This window comes from Chryseobacterium sp. CFS2, assembly GCF_036543225.1.
In the GTDB taxonomy this organism is placed as follows: Bacteria; Bacteroidota; Bacteroidia; order Flavobacteriales; family Weeksellaceae; genus Chryseobacterium; species Chryseobacterium culicis_A.
Window position 1 is genome coordinate 508,058 of the sequence record NZ_JAZHQU010000001.1, and the last position, 18,304, is coordinate 526,361.

The following is an 18,304-nucleotide window of genomic DNA, read 5'->3' on the forward strand; positions in this document are numbered from 1 at the left end:
ATCGATTACGAAATTATATCGCATAAAAGATAATATCCCTATTAGCTTTTACATCATAAAACAATTTCTTTATATCATATTTAACCATTTCAGGATCAGCTATTGCCATGTTTTATTTTTATGTATAAGTTTACTACATGATGAGAAAAAACTATTACCAGAAATTAGCATTTATGGTCACATTGCTGACTGTTTTATTTGCGTATCAAAAATATACCAGCCGGGAAAAAGAGCCTTTTCCTGAGGTTACATTCATTGCAGATGCTTCAATAGCAACACATTTATCCGATTTTGATCCCAATACGCTTGATAAAGATCAATGGCAGAAACTTGGGTTTTCAGAGAAACAGACTATTACCATTCTTAAGTATAAAGACATTGTAGGCGGAAAATTTACTTCAAAAGAACAATTGAAAAAATGTTATGCTATTTCCGAAGAGAAATTCAGTGAGCTGGCATCTTTCATTTTACTTCCTGAAATGACAAAAAAGGAAAATTCAAAAGGATTCAAAACTTTTGGAAAGAAAGAAATTATGATATCAGGGAAATTCAACCCTGATCAGTTTTCTGCCAATGACTGGCTTAAGATGGGCTTCAGTGAAAGACAGGCAGAGGCTATTATTAAATATCGAAATTATCTCGGAGGAAGTTTTATCAGCAAAGAAAAGTTTAAAGAATGCTTTATCATCTCTACAGAAAATTACAGCAAACTTGAGCCTTATCTGTTACTGCCGGCAAAAACCCCGGAAAACTTCAGGAATATGGCAAAGAATAATCCTATAAAATCTAAGGTTCAATATCATATGTTTAATCCCAATCAGCTGGACTTAGAAGGTTGGATAGCTCTTGGATTCTCAGAAAAACAAGCAAACACCATTATCAATTATCGGGACAGAAATTTACATGGAAGTTTTATAAGCCTGGATGATCTGCAGAAATGTTTTGTGATTTCTGCAGAGAAATTTCAGGAAATGAAACCTTATATCAAACTTCAGGAAAAGCAGCAGGAAAAAACAGATTTTTCAAAAACAGATCTCAATACCATTACTTTTAGACAACTTATAGAATTCGGACTGGATGAAAAAAGTGCAGGTTCAATAATTGGTTTCAGAAAAAAACTGGGAGGTTTTATGAATAAGCAACAGATTTTAAGTACGTACAATATTGATCAGGATCTTGTTCAAAAACTGATTTCAACAGCACCATTGAGCACCACCAAAGTACCTCGGTATTCATTAGTAGATGCACCGGAGGAATGGCTTAAAAATCATCCTTATTTCAAGTATTCAGCAGACAAAATACTATTCTACCGAATCAGTAACCCTGATGATAAAACAATATGGAAACTTTTAAAACTGAAACCTGAATATGAGGAAAGAATGAAATTATATATAAAATAATAGGGGGAACAAATAAAAAACGGACATAAACTCTTCCAAAAATACGATCCCGCAAGAGTTTGCGCTCTTAAATACTCTTTTAAATTTTAGTGATGCATATAATTGCTGGGACCATTGGTTCCTTCAATGGATTCGGGTAGTATTCCATATTGGTTACGTAAATCTACTGTCCCTAATTTTTTTCCGGAATTAATATCAATGATACTGATCGTTCCTGAATTCAAGTTAGGGAGATCCAATAAATTATTTTGTACTGCTACAACTTCTTTTCCTGATTTGGTTTTAAAGAAAGCCATATGATGTGCTCCTTTATCTGCATCAAAAGTCTTCAAAAGCTTTAATTGAGGAAGGTTATTGATATCAAATACGAGTACTTTTCCAGGTTCTGCAAAACTTACATAGAGTTTGTTTGAATCATCAATATACATTTCGAGCGCCCAGCCTAATCCTTTTGTACTACCATCAAAAACCTTAGCAAAAGCATCATATTTTTTGGTCGTAGGATTGTATGGAGCCATCCAGATATCACCACCAAGCATTGTGGTAGCAAGGGCGTATTGTGGAAATTTCCCACGAAGCAGTAAAACTTCAACAGGAGCGGACATATCTGTTGGCGAGTCTGCTACCTGATAGGTCTCCTTTATTTCATAGGTATTCAGATCTAATAAAGTACAGGTATTGCCCATTCCGGTAGTAAGATCAGGGTGAATGGTGGACGATACCATCATTAATCCCTTTTCTTCATTAATGGAAATACCATGCGGATACATTATAAATTGGTTGGGATTAGTTTGAATTGGAGCTTTAATCGTTTTGATAAGCTGATTATTACTGGCATTAAAGACCCCAATACTACCATCTTTTGGGCCTCCTGCTCCCCCCATAAAGGTCATAAAATATCTGCCATCATTCGTGAAAAATAAATTTTCGCCTACTGTATTCTCACCGGTATCAATAGGAGTTGCACTGATTAATTGGGGTTGTCCATTTTGATCTTCTCCCGTTTTTATCTCATAAAGATAGCTGCCACCTAAAGCAGTTGTGTACATTTTTTTTGCATTTTGATTGTAATAGATATGGTGTGGCAATACACCTATACCTAATTCAAGTCTGTTGCTGATATTTCCAAAATTAGGAGCTTCAGGATCGAGTTCAATGACGGCAATTCCATCTGGCAATCCTTTTAGACTTCTATAATCAATGTAAAACGAAGAATCATGCGGGTAATTCTGGTTATGATTATCATTTTGACAATTCACAAATATTACTAAAGTAACAAATAATAGAACCAAATTTAATATTAGTTTCATGATTTTCTGATTATGGTTATTAGTATTATAAATATAATATATTTTCAATGAAATATAAAATATATTACACTAATATGTGAGAAATAATTAATTACTCCTCAAATTGTTTATATCAGAAAAAATGAAATTGCTAAAGTATATTAGATATTTTAATCAAATGTTTTGCTGGAATCTGTCAGCAAAGAGTTTAGAGTTTTAAGTTCTTCATCCGTCATATCTCTCCATTTTCCAATGGGTAAATCGAGTTTGATATTCATGATACGGATTCTTTTCAGTTTTTTCACTTCATATCCAAGGTATTCGCACATTCTTCGGATCTGTCTGTTCAGTCCCTGAGTAAGGACAATTCTGAAGTTCATATCATCAATCTTCTCTATCTCACATTTTTTGGTCACCGTATCAAGGATGGGAACACCATTTCGCATTTTTTCCAGAAACTTTGGAGTGAGCGGTTTATCTACTCGAACAATATATTCTTTCTCGTGGTTATTTCTCGCTCTCAGAATTTTATTGACAATATCACCGTCACTTGTCAAGAGAATAAGTCCTTCACTTGGTTTATCCAATCTTCCGATAGGAAAAATTCTTTTTGGATGGTTGATATAGTCTACGATATTATTTTTTTCGCGTTTTGTATCTGTGGTACAAACAATCCCTACCGGTTTATTAAAAACGATATATATAGGTTTTTCCTGAGGTTCTCTGATAGGTTTTCCGTCTACCTCTACCAGATCTTCGTCAGAAACTTTTGTTCCCAACTCAGGAATTTTCCCGTTTATTGTAATCCTTCCCTCTTCCAAAAGCTTATCTGCTGCTCTTCTCGAACAGTATCCAACTTCTGATAAATATTTATTGATACGCGTTTTTTCCATTAGTCTTTTCCGTAGCCGGTATAATTTTTATTGCTAAAAATGGTAATTCCATAGCCTAGGCCTATAAAAAAACCATCAGCTCCATCTTTAAGTTTGTGTGATTCAAAAACGATTCCTCCTTCCTGACTCAATCTTTTTGAATAGGAAACCTGCATTCCCAGTCTTCCACCCCAGAATTCGGTATCTGAAATAGCAGAGTGATTAAGCTGTTTTCCGTAATTAATATCTATATAAAAAGGTCTTTCTCCAGGAGAAAAAATAATCTTTGGCTGGATAACCCAATAAATCAGGTGATCATTATCCTGTATAAAGCTATATTTAAACCCTGTTCCCAATGCAAAGTTAGGAAGAAAATTATAACCTCCTACAGCAGTAATACCATACGTTAGATTTCCTAATGAAGACCTGTTTTCGATATACTGCGAATTGTTGGGTTGATTTTTCTTATTAATATTAAACCCAATATTCAGAGAAGGATTGAAATAGAAATCCATTTTGGATTTTCCGGTTTCCGTATCCTGAGAAAATGCTTTAACAAGAGCAAATATGAATAATAAAAGGGATAATTTTATTTTCATAGGCCCTCAAACCTGTACTCGTTGTTCAGAAACTGATCTGTAGCATCTTCAATGGCGTATTCTCCGATTTTAGTACGTCTTAATTGTGTCAGATAAGCTCCAACCCCCAATTCCTGCCCGATATCATGAGCAAGACTTCTGATATATGTTCCTTTTGAACAACCTACCATAAAGCTCACCAAAGGGAAATCTATTTTAATATCCTGAATGTAATGAATGGTTGTCTTCCTCGCCTTCATTTCCACTTCTTCACCGGCTCTTGCAAGGTTATAGGCTCTTTCCCCATCAATTTTAATGGCCGAATAAATAGGTGGTTTCTGTTCGATTTCTCCAACAAATTTTTCCAGGATGTTTTTTACCTGTTCTTCAGTTATATGTGAGATGTCATGATGAAGGATTTCAGGTTTTTCAGTATCATAAGATTCTGTCTGTACTCCAATTTTAATCTCTGTCCAATATTCTTTGGGAGCATCCTGAATTTCAGGAATTTTCTTTGTAAATTTTCCACAGCAGACAATAAGAAGCCCAGTTGCTCTGGGATCTAAAGTTCCGGCATGTCCGATTTTAAATTTTTTAGGAAGATCAAATTCCCTTTTAAGTTTGTATTTCATTTTATTGACAGCCTGGAAGGAAGTCCAGTCCAAAGGCTTATCCAATAAAAAAATGTATCCTGATTTCAGTTCTTCAGCAGTCATGAATGGGTATAATGTAATTCCTATTTAAAGAAATAAAAATAGATCAAAAGAGCAATTCCAACGAAAATACGGTACCAGCCCCATGGTTTGAATCCATATTTATTAAGCACGCCAATAAAGGCTTTGATCGCAATAAGTGCCACAATAAAGGCTACAATATTTCCGATTACAAAGATCATAATGTGATCCTGTGAAGCCATGATCATTTCATATCCTTTCTGTGGATGGGCTGTTTCTTTTCCCCAGGTTTTCACAAAAACTGAGTACACAGTTACAGCGAGCATGGTAGGTACAGCAAGGAAGAAAGAGAATTCTGCGGCGGCTTTTCTGGTAAGTCCCTGTGCCATCCCTCCAATGATGGAAGCTGCACTACGGCTTGTTCCCGGCATCATCGCAAGACATTGCCAAAAACCGATGGTAACGGCATTTCTTATCGTAATCCCTTTTTCATCATCAATCTTAGGATTCTTAAACCATTTATCTGCAAACAGCAAAATAACACCTCCTAAAACCAATACGGAAGAAATAGCAATCTGATTTCCAAGAATGGCTTCAATCTTATCATCGAATAAGTATCCCAGCACCAAAGCCGGAACTACCGCAAAAGCCAGTTTGAAATAGAACTGAATATTGTTTAAATCAAAAAACTTTTTCCAATATGCTACTACTACAGATAAAATGGCTCCAAACTGAATGGACACCTGAAACATTTTTAAAAATTCTGTTTCCTCCAGCCCCATAAGATTTGCAGTAAACCCCATATGTGCTGTAGAAGAAATCGGAAGATATTCTGTCAACCCTTCTACAATGGCAATAATAATTGCTTTGATTAAATCCATATTCTTTTAAAAAATTAAAAAGATTAAAAGATTTAAGAATTTAAAAAGATGGGCTTATTAGCTTCATATCTTTAAATTCTTAAATTTTTTAATCCTTAAATAAAGTGTATTTTATTTATTTTCTTTTTAAGATCGCGTACACTTCTATGACAAATCCTATAACAACAAACAGAGGTGCTATTCTGATTCTTCTGATAGAAAAGATACCGTCATTCCATGAGTTCGGATCAAACTTTCCATCTACCGTATTGGCATCGGGACCCATCATCAGTAGAAACCCAACTACAATAAATGCTAATCCTATCAACATCCATTTGAAATTCTGCTGTCCGAAATAGAAAGCACTTTCCTGTGGTACTTCTGCTTCATGTCCAAAGTCTGAAGCGGAAAATTTATTTGTTTTTTTGCTCATTGTTAAGAGTAATATAAATCGTCAACGTTTGATTTTAAGAATCTCCATGTCGCGAAAATTGTACTTAAGACAGAAATAAAAATTCCAACTCCAAGTACTAAGATAACTAACCAGAAATATTGGTTGTTGTCCTGTACGAAAGCAGAGCCAATCTGACTTGTGAAATAATACCATACCCCTCCTAAAGCAATAAGACCTATTACAGAACCGATGGCTCCTAAAATAATAGCTTCTACAATAAAAGGTTTAAGGATAAATCTTCTTTTCGCCCCTACCAGCTGCATCGTTTTAATAATAAATCTCTTCGAGAATATTTTCAGACGGATAGAGTTGTTGATCAATACAACCGCCAATATCAGGAACAGCACTGAAAATCCTAAGATCCACTTCAGAATTCTGCTCAGGTTATTGTAAACATCTACCATCAAAGTACTGTCATTTTTAACATCAATAATCCCCGGAACGGATTTGATCTCTTTAATGGCTTCATCAATTTTTGCAGGATCTACAAATTCCGGTTTTAAAGCAACTTCAATAGAAGAAGGGAAAATATTTTCTTCAAACAATGCATCACTGTCGATTCCCATAGTTTTCTTGGCTTCTTTTGCCGCCATATCTCTTGAAATATAAGTCGCTTTTTTTACAGGAGCTAATAACTGTACCTTTTTAAAAGTTTCTTCCTCAAGTTTTGCAATTTTTACAGAATCTTTAGCGTCATAGTTTTCATCAAAGTAGGCGTTCACCACCAACTGTTCTTTGATATAGTCAGAATATTTCTGGGCATTAATCAGAATAAGCCCCATTAATCCTAACAAAAATAACACTAAGGCAATACTTATCACTACTGTAATATTGCTGGACCGAAGCCTTTTCTTATTAAATTCATCTACAGATTTAGCCATTAATATTAAAATTTTTGGCTAAAATAGAAAAAATCTTCCGAAATTTGGGACGAAATAAAGAAAATCATTGTTAATAAAATCATAAAAAACTTTGAGTGTAAAAGCAAAAAAACATCTGGGTCAGCACTTTCTGACAGATGAAAATATCGCAAGAAAAATCGTAGAAGGTCTTAGTTTTGAGAACTATAATAATATTATGGAAGTGGGTCCCGGAATGGGAGTTCTTACCAAATATCTTCTTGAAAAGGAGCAGAAGATTTACCTTGCAGAAATCGATACAGAATCTATCGAATACCTGAAAAAGAATTATGCGAAAGTAACTGAAGAAACTTTTGTAGGAGATTTCCTGAAGCAGGATTTCAGTTTTATCAAAGACGATGAGATTGCGATCATTGGTAATTTTCCGTACAATATCTCATCTCAGATCTTGTTTCAGATTGTAGATCATTACCAATTGATTCCGGAAATGGTAGGAATGTTCCAGAAGGAGGTAGCTGAAAGAACGGCTGCTGTTCCGAGAACTAAAGATTACGGTATTCTTTCTGTCCTGATACAGGCTTATTATGATGTATCTTATATGTTTACGGTACATGAAAACGTCTTCAATCCTCCGCCGAAAGTAAAATCGGGAGTAATCAGGCTTACAAGAAACCCTAAGGAAGGGCTTTCGGGAAATGAAGTTTTGTTTAAACAAATTGTAAAAACAGGATTCAATCAAAGAAGGAAAAAACTTTCTAATGCATTGAAATCATTAAATATTCCTGAAGCTTTAAAAGGACACGAATTTTTAGATAAGAGAGCAGAAGAACTTAGTGTTGCAGATTTTATACACTTTGCTAACCTCTGGAAAGAAAATCAATAAAGAAATCATTAAAAAAAAGCTTCTTTGCCGGGAGCTTTTTGTTGAACAAAATACAGTAACATTCTTTGTTAAAAAAAGCCTTTCAAAAATACATTTGAAAGGCTTTCTTTTATATTACATTATCAATTTTAGTTTCTGTTCTTCAGCATAATCCATCCTGACCAGTTCATCTGAGCTTTTGATTTTGGATACTCAAAATTAAACTTATACCAGTAGGTAGCTGTAGGCAGTCTCTTACCTCCCACTGTTCCGTCCCAGATAGGATTTTCTTTTGAGAATCTGAACATTTCTACTCCATATCTGTCATATATAGAACCTTTAAAGTTTTTAAAGTCTCCAAGAGCTTTAAGATCCAGTACATCGTTGATTCCGTCTTCGTTCGGAGTAATAATATTGTTGATCTGCAGGGTAAAGAATTCAAGAGATCCCACACAATGTGTTCCTACTCTTCTTACTAAAACAGTATAGTTTGTATTGTCTAAAAGATTAGTAAATACATTAGATTCCTGCCAGCTGATTCCGTTGTCTATAGAATACTCTAATGTACTTGGTGTATTGTTCATCGGAGGGTTTTCTGCAGTAATTGTAACTGTTTTCTTGATGCTTTCATAATTTAAAGCAGTAACAAAAGGAGTAGCAGCTCCCATTACTTTAGCTTCGAAAACCTTCTTACAGATACCATTATCAATTTCCACTGAATAAATCCCCCATTGGTCTACATTAATTTTCTGTGTTGTAGCCCCTGTACTCCAAAGATACTTGAAGCCTTGTCCTGCTCCTGCATCAAGGGTTACTATGTCACCAATACACATTTCAACATCTTTTAATGGTGATGTGATTTCCGGTGTAACTTCAATTCTTATGGTTGCAGGATTCAGAGATTTACATCCTTTTTGTCCGATGGCATATACTGTAAATGTTGTCGTCTGATATAAAGTAACCGTCTGCATATTACCTGTTCCCATGAAATTACTCCATAGATAAGTATCTCCTCCTTCAGCAGTAAGGGTTACAGACTCTCCAGGACATATTTTTATTCTGGAAGCTTTTACTTTAGCCGTTGGCGTTACTTCCTTCAGTAATTTCAGTTCAACCATTTTACTACAGAATGCTCCGTTGGAAACAACAACATAAAGAATCTGACCATCATTACCATTATAGTTTAATGGAGTCTGAATATAATTATCATTCTGAGCAATTGCATCAGCCTGATTAACGTAGAATTTAAAAATCGCTCCCGGTGTAGGGCTGATAGTAGATGTAATAGTACTTAAATCAAAAGTAGTAATATCCGGTGTAGTACAAAGCAGCAATGTTGCATCCTGAGCCAGCGGTGTTGTTCCTCCGTGAATCTGTATGGAGGCTTTACCCGGACATGGATTACCAGGAACGCTTACTTCGATAGTATAGGTACCAGGCTGGATAGCGGTAATTGTATTGGTAGTGGCATTAGGTACCGGAGCACCATTATAATACCATTGGTATACAAGATTAGGGTCATTTACAGAAGCTGTAATTACCTGAGGTACATTATCACACACATTGATATCTGAAGGTAATTTCGTTCCTGCAGGATCTAAAAGGTCTACCCCGATGTTGAAAGATCCTCCTTCAAGAAATACAGCAGAGTCATAACTATGGTCACTGTAATCGGCAATTACCATTTTAAAGTGGTATTCCTGCCCTGCTACTACTGTTGCTGTAGCAGTTAATGGAATTGTTCTTCCATTAAAGTTGGTTTCAACGTTACCCGTGTTATATCCTCCGAAATATTGTTCGTTTACAGCACCACAACTCCCTGGTATTTCAGGGTGGATATTCGTAATACTTACTGGTCCGGCTCCTCCAGGAAGCACAGCCATATTTACATAAGGTCCACCTGAAGTAGGTCTCAATAAGATTGCAAAGGCATCTGCAAAGGTACAAGGGAATGAGCCTGTATATTCTTCTGATGCAATCAGATAATTAAATTTAATCTGAGAGGTTGTTGGAACGAAGTCAAACTCCAAAAGAACAGCATCATTCAATCTACTTTCCACTACCCCAATCACCTGTGCAAGATCAGCATCTGATCCTCCACCGTTGACATCACTAAGGCCGCCTTCAAAAGTGTTACCTGCTCTTCTCGCATAACCTGTAGAAAGAATAAGACCGTCTTTAAAAGGGAAATTGGTTGTAGCTTTATGAAAATATCCCCATGCTCTGTCTGCATTACTTGCAGCATGGTTAGGAGTAATCTTCACATTGGTTACATTGGGAGTAAGACAGGTATTGGTTCCGGATGAAATCAATACATCTTTAACCATTTTCTCAATAGTGTAAGCAGTTTCAGGATACTGCGGAGCGTTCACATCAATAAAAGCCCCAGCTCTTCTGGATAGATTGGAAGGAATTTCTTTTGCCTGTTTTCGCGGTGGCAGGTTTTGTGAAAATAAAAAAGTCGAGATGACTAAAAAAAATAAACAAAGCGGTAGATATCTTCTCATAATATTTTTGTTTCAACAAATTTAATTTTTTTTTAAATATCTCATATACATATTTATATTTTTTACTACAAAAAAACAAAATAAGAACCTTTTACAGTAAATTTTCGTTAATCAATCCCTACCCGAAGAAACCATAAATGATGTGGTAGCATTGAATTACAAATTATTTTAACATATTTCCTTCTCATTTCAAATAATTCACAAATCATGATAACACTTACCCCTAAAAACAAGAAAATCTTTCATTGCTGAAAGATTTTCTTGTTACTATTTTATTTTTAATAAATGTCTAGTTTCTGTTCTTCAGAAGTATCCATCCGGAACGTTGTTCCAGTTTCTTGCTGGCCGGGTTTTCCCATTGTACCCTGTACCAGTAAGTAGCAGTAGGAAGATTGATTCCTTTTAAAGATCCTGTCCATATCACATCACCTTTAGCTGCTTTGAATACCTCTGCTCCATACCTGTCGAAGATAGAAGCTGCGAAATCTTTGTATCCGCTGATTCCGGAGAAATCTATAGTGTCATTAACACCATCCATATTAGGGGTAATAGCATTGCTGATAATGAATGTAAAATAATCCAGTGAAGTACCGCATTTAGCACCTTTCACTCTTACCATTACAGAATACATGGTATTATTTAAAACTCCTGTAAATACGTTTGATGACTGCCATGTCAATCCTCCGTCTATGGAAAATTCTAATGTTCCACCAGTAGGATTGCTTGCCGTAAGGGTAAGAATATGGTTATCATAAACAATATTCGTAAACTGTGGTAAATCAGGATTGATCAGCTGTGCAGAGAAAGTTTTTGAACAAACTCCGTTACTGATGATCACAGAATACGTTCCGGGAATATTAGTTGTTATCGTTTGAGTGGTTGCTCCTGTACTCCATACATAAGTATAGTTTGGTCCTGCCCCGGCATCCAGCGTTCCTTTATCTCCGGCGCAGACAAATACGTCTTTTAATGTAGAAACAATTGCAGGAACTACTTCAATGGTAACTTTAGCCGGATTCACAGAACTACATCCGTTTCCTCCCAATGCAAATACCGAATATTCTGTTGTTACTGTTGGAGTAACAACCTGTGTATTTCCATTACCGGTAAGCCCTATCCAGTTATAAGTAATTCCTCCTGTAGCTGTTAATGTTACAGATTCTCCTTCACAAATTTTTAATTTTGATGCGGTAAGTCCTGCTATAGGTGGACCTACCTGAACTGTTACTGTTGCTGGTGTTGCAGAAATACATCCGTTAGCTCCAACAGCAAATACGGTATACACAGTTGTTGTTGTAGGTGAAACAACCTGAGTATTTCCATTTCCGGTAAGGCCATTGCCCCAGTTATAAGTTACTCCTCCAGAAGCTGTCAATGTTACAGATTCTCCAACACAAATACGGGGTTGTGATGAAACAAGTGCAGCTATCGGCTGTACTTTATCTTCCTGTACTGTTACTGTTGCAGTATACGTACAGCTTAAGTTTCCTGGTTGTGATATATTAGTAACCGTTAAAGTATATGTTCCCCCAGCGCTTACAACTGGTGTAAGTGTATTGCCTCCTGATACGATAGTTCCTCCGGTTGTGGTCCATGCAATAGTAGATCCCGCAGGAACTACAGATGTTGAAGCATTGAGTGTAATCTGTGGAGTTGTACAGGTAATTGTTTGCGGCGCAGCAATGGTAAGAGTCGTTTGAGCTGTACTTAATAATTGCAGAGACACTACATAGCTACAACCTCCATTACTTGCTAATACATAAATAGTCTGGCTTCCTCCTGGAGGTGTATATGTTGTAGGTGTTACAATAAAGTTTCCGTTAGCAGCATTAGCATCAGCCTGATTGATATAGTAAGTAAAAGTAACTCCTGCAGCAGTTGTAATCTGAGTCTGAGCTTCAGTAAGATTATAAGTTAATCCTGGCTGATAACACTTATGTAATGTTGCGTTTTGGGCTGTAAAAGGTTCTGACACTTCAATTGTTAAAGTGGCAGGGTTTTGAGACACACAACCATTCGCTCCCACTGCTGTTACAGTATAGGTTGTTGTAACAGTAGGTGAAACAACCTGTGTGCTTCCGTTTCCGGTAAGGCCATTCCCCCAGTTATAGGTAGCACCTCCTGAAGCAGTAAGGGTTGCAGAATCTCCTTTACAGATTTTTATTTTGTTTGCCGTAAGCCCGGTAACTGGCGGAGCGCTGTTTCCTGTTACGGTTACAGTTCCTACAGCTGTACAGCTGATATTGCCAGGCTGATAAACTTTTGTAATGGTTAAAGTATAGGTTCCCGCAGCATTGATCACAGGATTTAAAGTAGTTCCTCCTGAAACAATATTTCCTCCGGTAGTCGTCCAGTTGAATGTAGCCCCAGCCGGATAAACAGAAGCTGAAGCATCCAGTGTCGTCTGAGAGCTAGCGCAGGTAAGCACTATCGGTGGAGCAATAGTAGGTACCATTTGTGGGGCTTTTACTAATTGCAGCTGCGCTACTTTTGCACAGAAACCGTTTGCCACTCTTACATACACCGTTCCGCCTGCACTCTGATGAGCTGTTGGATTAGGAACTGTATTTGTATTTCCTGCATTAGCATCTGCCAATGTGGTATAATATGAAAACACAGCTCCCGGAGTAGTGCTTATTGAGGCTTGTGCTGATGTTAAATTAAAAGTTGCATTCCCAGCGGCATAACAGGCCGTCAGTGTAGCATTCTGTACTGTAGGAGATGTTCCGCCAACCACAGTAATAGTAGCTTCTCCCGGACAGCTATTTCCCTGGATGAAAACCTTAACGGTATATACACCAGGCTGTGTTGCAGTATAACTTGCATTAGTAGCTCCTGGAATTGCATTGGTTCCCAAATACCACTGATAGGTTATGTTAGGTCCCTGAACCGAAGCTGTAAAAGTCTGTGGCGTATTATCACACATATTTACAGATGCAGGAAGTTGTACACCTGCCGGATCCAGGATTTTTACCCCGATATCGAATGATCCGGCTTCAAGAAATACGGCTGAATCAAAGTTGGGATCCTGATAATCTGCAAGCACAATTTTAAAATGGTAGGTTTGCCCAGGAATTACCGTTGCTTTTGCAGTAAGCGGAATAGTACGTCCATTGAAATTGGTTTCAACCTGAGCAGTATTGGTACCTCCGTAATAGGCTTCATTTTTAGGCCCGCAGTTTTGATATTGCGGGTGGATATTCGTTACACTTACAGGCCCTGCTCCTCCCGGAAGCACTGCAAGATTGGTATAAGTAGGATCAGATGCTTTTTTTAACAGTAAGGCAAAACCGTCTGTAATAGTACATGGAAAGTTTTGCTGATATTCTTTGGAAGCAAATAAATATCTGAAAGTAATTTCAGTAGAAGCAGCTACAAAGTCAAACTCTATAGATGTTGCATTGGTCAGGTTATTGTTAGCAATCCCTAAGGCATTCGCCAGATCTACATCTCCACCAGTTCCAAGGTCATCACTTAAAGTTCCCTGGAAAGTATTCCCGGCTTTATTGGCATACCCTGTTGAAAGTATAATCCCTTTACTGAAAGGAAAGTTTGTATTTGATTTATTAAAATATCCCCAGCTACGGTTCTGATTGGTGGCAGACAAGTTTGGAGATACTGTCACATTGCTTACCGTTGAACTGGTACAAGTGGTACCGCCCGATATAAGAACATCGTTTATCAGCTGAGTTATAGGATAGCCGGATTCCGGGTAGCTTGGTGCGTTTACATCGATAAAAACACCTGCTCTCAAGGAAGCAGCTTTAGGTTTTGCAGCAATTTCTACCCTTCCTTTATTTTGAGCCAAAACAAAGTTCCCCATGAAAGCTAAAAATAACGCTAAAAATAAATTTCCTCTCCTCCTATTTAACATTTTATATTATTTTGAACAAAAATACTATTTTTTTTGATTGAAATTCAAGTTAACACAATTTACATTATTACTAACGCAAATTTATTTATATTAGAATATCAACTCTGTTTATTTTAAAATAATAAAAAAAGACTGACAAAATAGTCAGTCTTTCAGTTAAAGTTTAAATTATTCTATATTTTTAAGTAATATCCATCCTGTTTTTACAGTAAGTTCTTTACTTGCAGGATCTTCGAAGGTTACCTGATACCAGTAGGTAGAAGTAGGAAGCTTTTTGCCCTGAAAATATCCGTCCCAATATGGATTGATCTTCGCAGCTTTGAACACTTCTCTTCCATATCGGTCGAAAACCTGTCCACTGAAATCTTTATAATTAACCACCCCGCTGAAATCAATGATATCATTAATATTATCACCGTTTGGAGTAATTACATTTTTCATCACGAATGTAAAGAATTCAAGGAAACCTACACAGCTTGTAAATTTAACCCTAACTCTGATCGAAATGATTTTATTTTTAGGGACATTATTAAATATATTCGAAGACTGCCATGTAACCCCGTTATCTACTGAATATTCAAGGATACCATTACTTGGATTACTTGCTGTGACAATCATTGTTCCGCTCTCATTATAATCCACTTTTATCACTTCAGGAATCACGGCTTTAATAACCTGAGTCTTGAACTCTTTTGAACAAACTCCGTTACTGATCATTACCGTATATTCTCCAGGAGTAGCTACTGTAATGCTCTGACTTGTTTCACCAGAACTCCACTGATAGGTATATCCAGGGCCTGAACCTGCATCCAGAACAATTTTATCACCCTGACAGATGTGGCCACCTTTTAAGTTTGAAACAATAGCCGGTACTACTTCAATGGTAATACGTGCCGGCTGAAGAGATTTACATCCCTGTGCTCCGATAGCATATACCGTATAGGTGGTAGTCTGAGTGGGGCTTACCGTTCTTATTCCTCCGGTAGTACTTGCAGAATCACTCCATTCATAGGTAACACCGCCAGAAGCTGTTAATAAAACAGATTCACCGGCACAAATTTTCAATCTCGGAGCGGTAAGTAAAGCTGTTGGTGTTTCTTCTTTTCTTAAGGTTAATGTTGCAATCTTGCTACAGAAAGCTCCATTGGAAACCAGAACATATAATATTTGTCCATCTGTTCCAGCATAGTTGGTCAGATTGGTGATATAACTGTTATTTTGAGCCTGTGCATCAGCCTGGTTGGCATAAAAACGGAATACTGCACCTGGTGTTGTACTGATCAATGGTTTTGCTGTTTCCAAGTTAAAACTGGTAATTGCAGGGCTTGTACAGAGTTTAAGTTCAGCATTCTGTACAGTAGGGCTCGTTCCTCCGACGATCGTAATGGTTGCCTCACTAGGACATTGATTTCCCGGAACCATTACTTTTACAGTATAAACTCCCGCCTGGGTAGCAATATAAATAGCGCTTGTTGCCCCAGGAATAGCGACTCCATCTTTATACCATTGATAAGTCATTCCCGGAATTGCTGCTACCTGAGCTTTCAACTGCCTTGGAGTATTATCACACATATTGATACTTCCCGGTAAAACCACTCCGGTTTCGTCTACAATTTTAATCCCCACATCAAAAGATCCTCCTTCTAAGAAAACCGCAGAGTCGTGGGAAGGGTCTTTTGCATCAGCCAATACCATTTTAAAATGATACGTCTGCCCTGGAATTACATCTGCAACAGCTGTTAGAGGTGTTGTTCTTCCAAAATAATTAATAACCAGATGCGGGTTTGCTAAAGCTCCAAAAAAGGTTGCATTGATAGGCCCGCAGCTGAATCCATTTCCTGCAGGAACAATATTGGTTGCACTTACAGGTCCTGCACCTCCGGGCAATACTGCCAGGTTCGTATAGGTAGGATCTCCAACTTTCTTTAATAAAAGGGCAAAGGCATCGGAATAGCCCAAGCAAGGATAATTGGAAGTATATTCATCAGAAACGAATATGTAATTAAATTTTACCTGGTTTGAATTCGGAACGAAATCAAATTCAAGGGCTACGGCATCCGTTAAGCTAACATTGGCTCCGGTAGCTGCTACAAGATCCGCATCACTTCCTGTTCCCACTGATTGTCCAACCGCTGATACATAATTATTACCTGCTTCGGAAGCATATCCAGTAGTCAGAACAATCCCGTCTGTAAAAGGAAAATTCGTTGTTCCTTTATGAAAATATCCCCAGAATCTGTTGCTGTTTGTCACTTCATGATCAGGAGATACCGTAACATTGGTAACATTGGCTGTTGTACAGTTGGTACCGCCATTGATCAAAATATTCTTTACCAACTGTTCCGGCGTATAGTTTGAAGGTGTATAGGGAGGTACATTCACATCAATGAATGCTCCAGCTCTAAGACTTGCCGCAGAAGGTTTTATCTTTTCTGATTTTCTGACAGGTCTCGTTTGAGAGAATGCAGAAGCAGAAATCAATAAAAAAGAAAAAAGGAAAAAATAGTTTTTTAGTCTATAAATTAACATTTTGTTTTCATTTGTTCAAATGTAGCAAAAATAATTATACTAATTCACCATTGTGTATTACTATTTTCTTATTCCACATCCACATTCACAATAATTTTTTCTTATCGTTACATTTTCCGTAAATTATTGAATATTAAAATTCAAGCATAAAAAAAACAGACCAATAGCATTGATCTGTTTTATATTTTTATTCTCAGTATTTCGGTTATTTATCGTCTTTTTTCAACTGATCAATTTCATTCTGCAGCTGAGAGATAATGTCTTTTAAAGCTTTTATTTCATACTTGTTCGAGCTTACATTACTCTTCAGTATTACATTTTTTGCTCTTTCACTGTGATCCTCTTCATCTTCTTCTTCATTAATTTCTTCAATATCCTCACTGATCTCCTCAATATCTTCCTGGATATCTTCTATATCTTCATTGATCTCTTCAATGTCTTCGCTGATTTCTTCAAGATCTTCCTGAATATCCTCAATGTCTTCACTGATCTCTTCAATATCTTCCTGAATATCTTCAATTTTCTCGTGGCTTTTATTCACTGACATCTGAATGAAGATGGCCAGATAAATAGCTTCCAGAGAAAGTACCGTAGTAAGAATAAGAAGCATTTTGTCAAAATCAACGATATTCAGCATTGGCAGCAAAAACGAGGTAAGGAACAGCAGCGTATGAACAATCAGGGACTGAATAGATCCAATCCATGAAGTAATACTGTCCGCTATTTTTTCAAGAACTTCTTTTTTTTCGTTATATTTTTTCATCCTTTATATTTTTACAACAGTTCTTTGGTTACCCCTAATCCAAACAAGGCAAAGTCATATTTTGCAGGATCTTTTTCATCAAATTTTCTAATGGCAACATCCAGCTCCTCTACCGTTTTCCAGTCATTCTGTGTTCTGGAAACCAATCCCAGTTTTCTGGAAATATTTCCGGTATGCACATCCAGAGGAATGGAAAGATGCTTCTGATCTATTTTTTCCCAAATTCCAAAATCTACTCCCCTTTTGTCTTTACGCACCATCCATCTCAAAAACATAATAATCCTTTTTGCAGAGGAGTTTTTGTAAGGAGAACTGACGTGTTTATGGCTTCTGTGTTTTTCTGTTTCCAGAAATCCGTTTCTGAATCGTTCTATGGCATGGAGAAAGTTATGCTCCGTTTTTTTTACGTCAAATAGACTTTCCAGGCTTTCATTTTCTTTATAAATTCTGTTGAACTGTCTTATAAAATAGGAAAAGTCCTGTCCGTTGAAAGTTCTGTGAATACTTTTATCCTGAATTTCCTTCAGATCCTTTTCAGAATAGTTCATCACAAAATCATAGGGAGAGTTTCCCATAATATCAAGCATTTTATCCGCAGAATTAATGATTGATTTTCTGTTTCCCCAGGAGATTGTAGCTGCCAGAAATCCTGCGATTTCAATATCCTGTTTTAAAGAAAAACGGTGTGGGATCTGGATGGGATCATTTTCAATAAAATCGGGGGCGTTATACTGATCTGCCTTTTCGTTGAGAAAGTCTCTAAGTTCTTCAAATTTCAGCAT

Annotated in this window: 14 protein-coding genes; 2 read left to right on the forward strand and 12 right to left on the reverse strand. The window is 36.9% G+C overall.

The window, feature by feature from the left end:
- The first annotated feature begins 137 nt into the window (after positions 1-137).
- On the forward strand, positions 138-1,400 hold the full coding sequence (locus tag ODR02_RS02275) for a helix-hairpin-helix domain-containing protein (RefSeq protein WP_309511493.1): 1,263 nt from the start codon (positions 138-140) through the stop codon (positions 1,398-1,400).
- An 86-nt stretch (positions 1,401-1,486) separates the two neighbouring features.
- Here ODR02_RS02275 and ODR02_RS02280 read toward each other — a convergent pair whose 3' ends face one another.
- The 7 genes from ODR02_RS02280 to ODR02_RS02310 form a co-directional block, all read right to left on the reverse strand.
- The gene (locus tag ODR02_RS02280) at positions 1,487-2,710 is read right to left on the reverse strand and encodes a hypothetical protein (RefSeq protein WP_309511494.1); all 1,224 of its coding nucleotides are present in this window, start codon (positions 2,708-2,710) and stop codon (positions 1,487-1,489) included.
- Between the two features lie 149 nt (positions 2,711-2,859).
- The gene (gene rluF, locus ODR02_RS02285; RefSeq protein ID WP_309511495.1) at positions 2,860-3,582 is read right to left on the reverse strand and encodes a 23S rRNA pseudouridine(2604) synthase RluF; all 723 of its coding nucleotides are present in this window, start codon (positions 3,580-3,582) and stop codon (positions 2,860-2,862) included.
- Positions 3,582-4,160, reverse strand: coding sequence for a hypothetical protein (locus ODR02_RS02290; RefSeq protein ID WP_309511496.1), 579 nt, complete (start codon positions 4,158-4,160; stop codon positions 3,582-3,584). The genes rluF and ODR02_RS02290 overlap by 1 nt, the downstream gene beginning before the upstream one ends.
- Complete coding sequence (gene truB / locus ODR02_RS02295) at positions 4,157-4,855, reverse strand: tRNA pseudouridine(55) synthase TruB (RefSeq protein ID WP_309511497.1); 699 nt, start codon at positions 4,853-4,855, stop codon at positions 4,157-4,159. The genes ODR02_RS02290 and truB overlap by 4 nt, the downstream gene beginning before the upstream one ends.
- 20 nt (positions 4,856-4,875) lie before the next feature.
- Positions 4,876-5,694, reverse strand: coding sequence for an undecaprenyl-diphosphate phosphatase (locus ODR02_RS02300; protein WP_309511498.1), 819 nt, complete (start codon positions 5,692-5,694; stop codon positions 4,876-4,878).
- Between the two features lie 115 nt (positions 5,695-5,809).
- Positions 5,810-6,106, reverse strand: a complete 297-nt coding sequence (locus tag ODR02_RS02305; RefSeq protein WP_105684710.1) for a DUF3098 domain-containing protein — start codon at positions 6,104-6,106, stop codon at positions 5,810-5,812.
- A gap of 2 nt (positions 6,107-6,108) precedes the next feature.
- Positions 6,109-7,008 (reverse strand): cell division protein FtsX, encoded by a 900-nt coding sequence (locus tag ODR02_RS02310; protein ID WP_034695324.1) that lies wholly within the window; start codon positions 7,006-7,008, stop codon positions 6,109-6,111.
- A gap of 91 nt (positions 7,009-7,099) precedes the next feature.
- Between ODR02_RS02310 and rsmA the strand changes: the two genes are divergently transcribed.
- Positions 7,100-7,870, forward strand: coding sequence for a 16S rRNA (adenine(1518)-N(6)/adenine(1519)-N(6))-dimethyltransferase RsmA (gene rsmA / locus ODR02_RS02315; protein ID WP_105684709.1), 771 nt, complete (start codon positions 7,100-7,102; stop codon positions 7,868-7,870).
- Positions 7,871-7,998: 128 nt separating this feature from the next.
- Here rsmA and ODR02_RS02320 read toward each other — a convergent pair whose 3' ends face one another.
- The 5 genes from ODR02_RS02320 to ODR02_RS02340 all read right to left on the reverse strand — a co-directional run bounded on the left by ODR02_RS02320 (position 7,999) and on the right by ODR02_RS02340 (position 18,304).
- A complete protein-coding gene (locus ODR02_RS02320; RefSeq protein WP_209785321.1) occupies positions 7,999-10,356 on the reverse strand; it encodes a choice-of-anchor L domain-containing protein in 2,358 nt (785 codons plus the stop codon).
- A 289-nt stretch (positions 10,357-10,645) separates the two neighbouring features.
- Entirely contained in the window at positions 10,646-14,230 is a 3,585-nt protein-coding gene (locus ODR02_RS02325) for a choice-of-anchor L domain-containing protein (RefSeq protein ID WP_309511499.1), read from the reverse strand.
- A 168-nt stretch (positions 14,231-14,398) separates the two neighbouring features.
- A complete protein-coding gene (locus ODR02_RS02330) occupies positions 14,399-16,759 on the reverse strand; it encodes a choice-of-anchor L domain-containing protein (protein ID WP_309511500.1) in 2,361 nt (786 codons plus the stop codon).
- A gap of 205 nt (positions 16,760-16,964) precedes the next feature.
- Positions 16,965-17,522 (reverse strand): DUF1003 domain-containing protein, encoded by a 558-nt coding sequence (locus ODR02_RS02335; RefSeq protein ID WP_309511501.1) that lies wholly within the window; start codon positions 17,520-17,522, stop codon positions 16,965-16,967.
- A gap of 11 nt (positions 17,523-17,533) precedes the next feature.
- Positions 17,534-18,304: a TIGR02757 family protein gene (locus ODR02_RS02340; RefSeq protein ID WP_408914923.1), complete on the reverse strand. Its 771-nt coding sequence runs from the start codon at positions 18,302-18,304 to the stop codon at positions 17,534-17,536.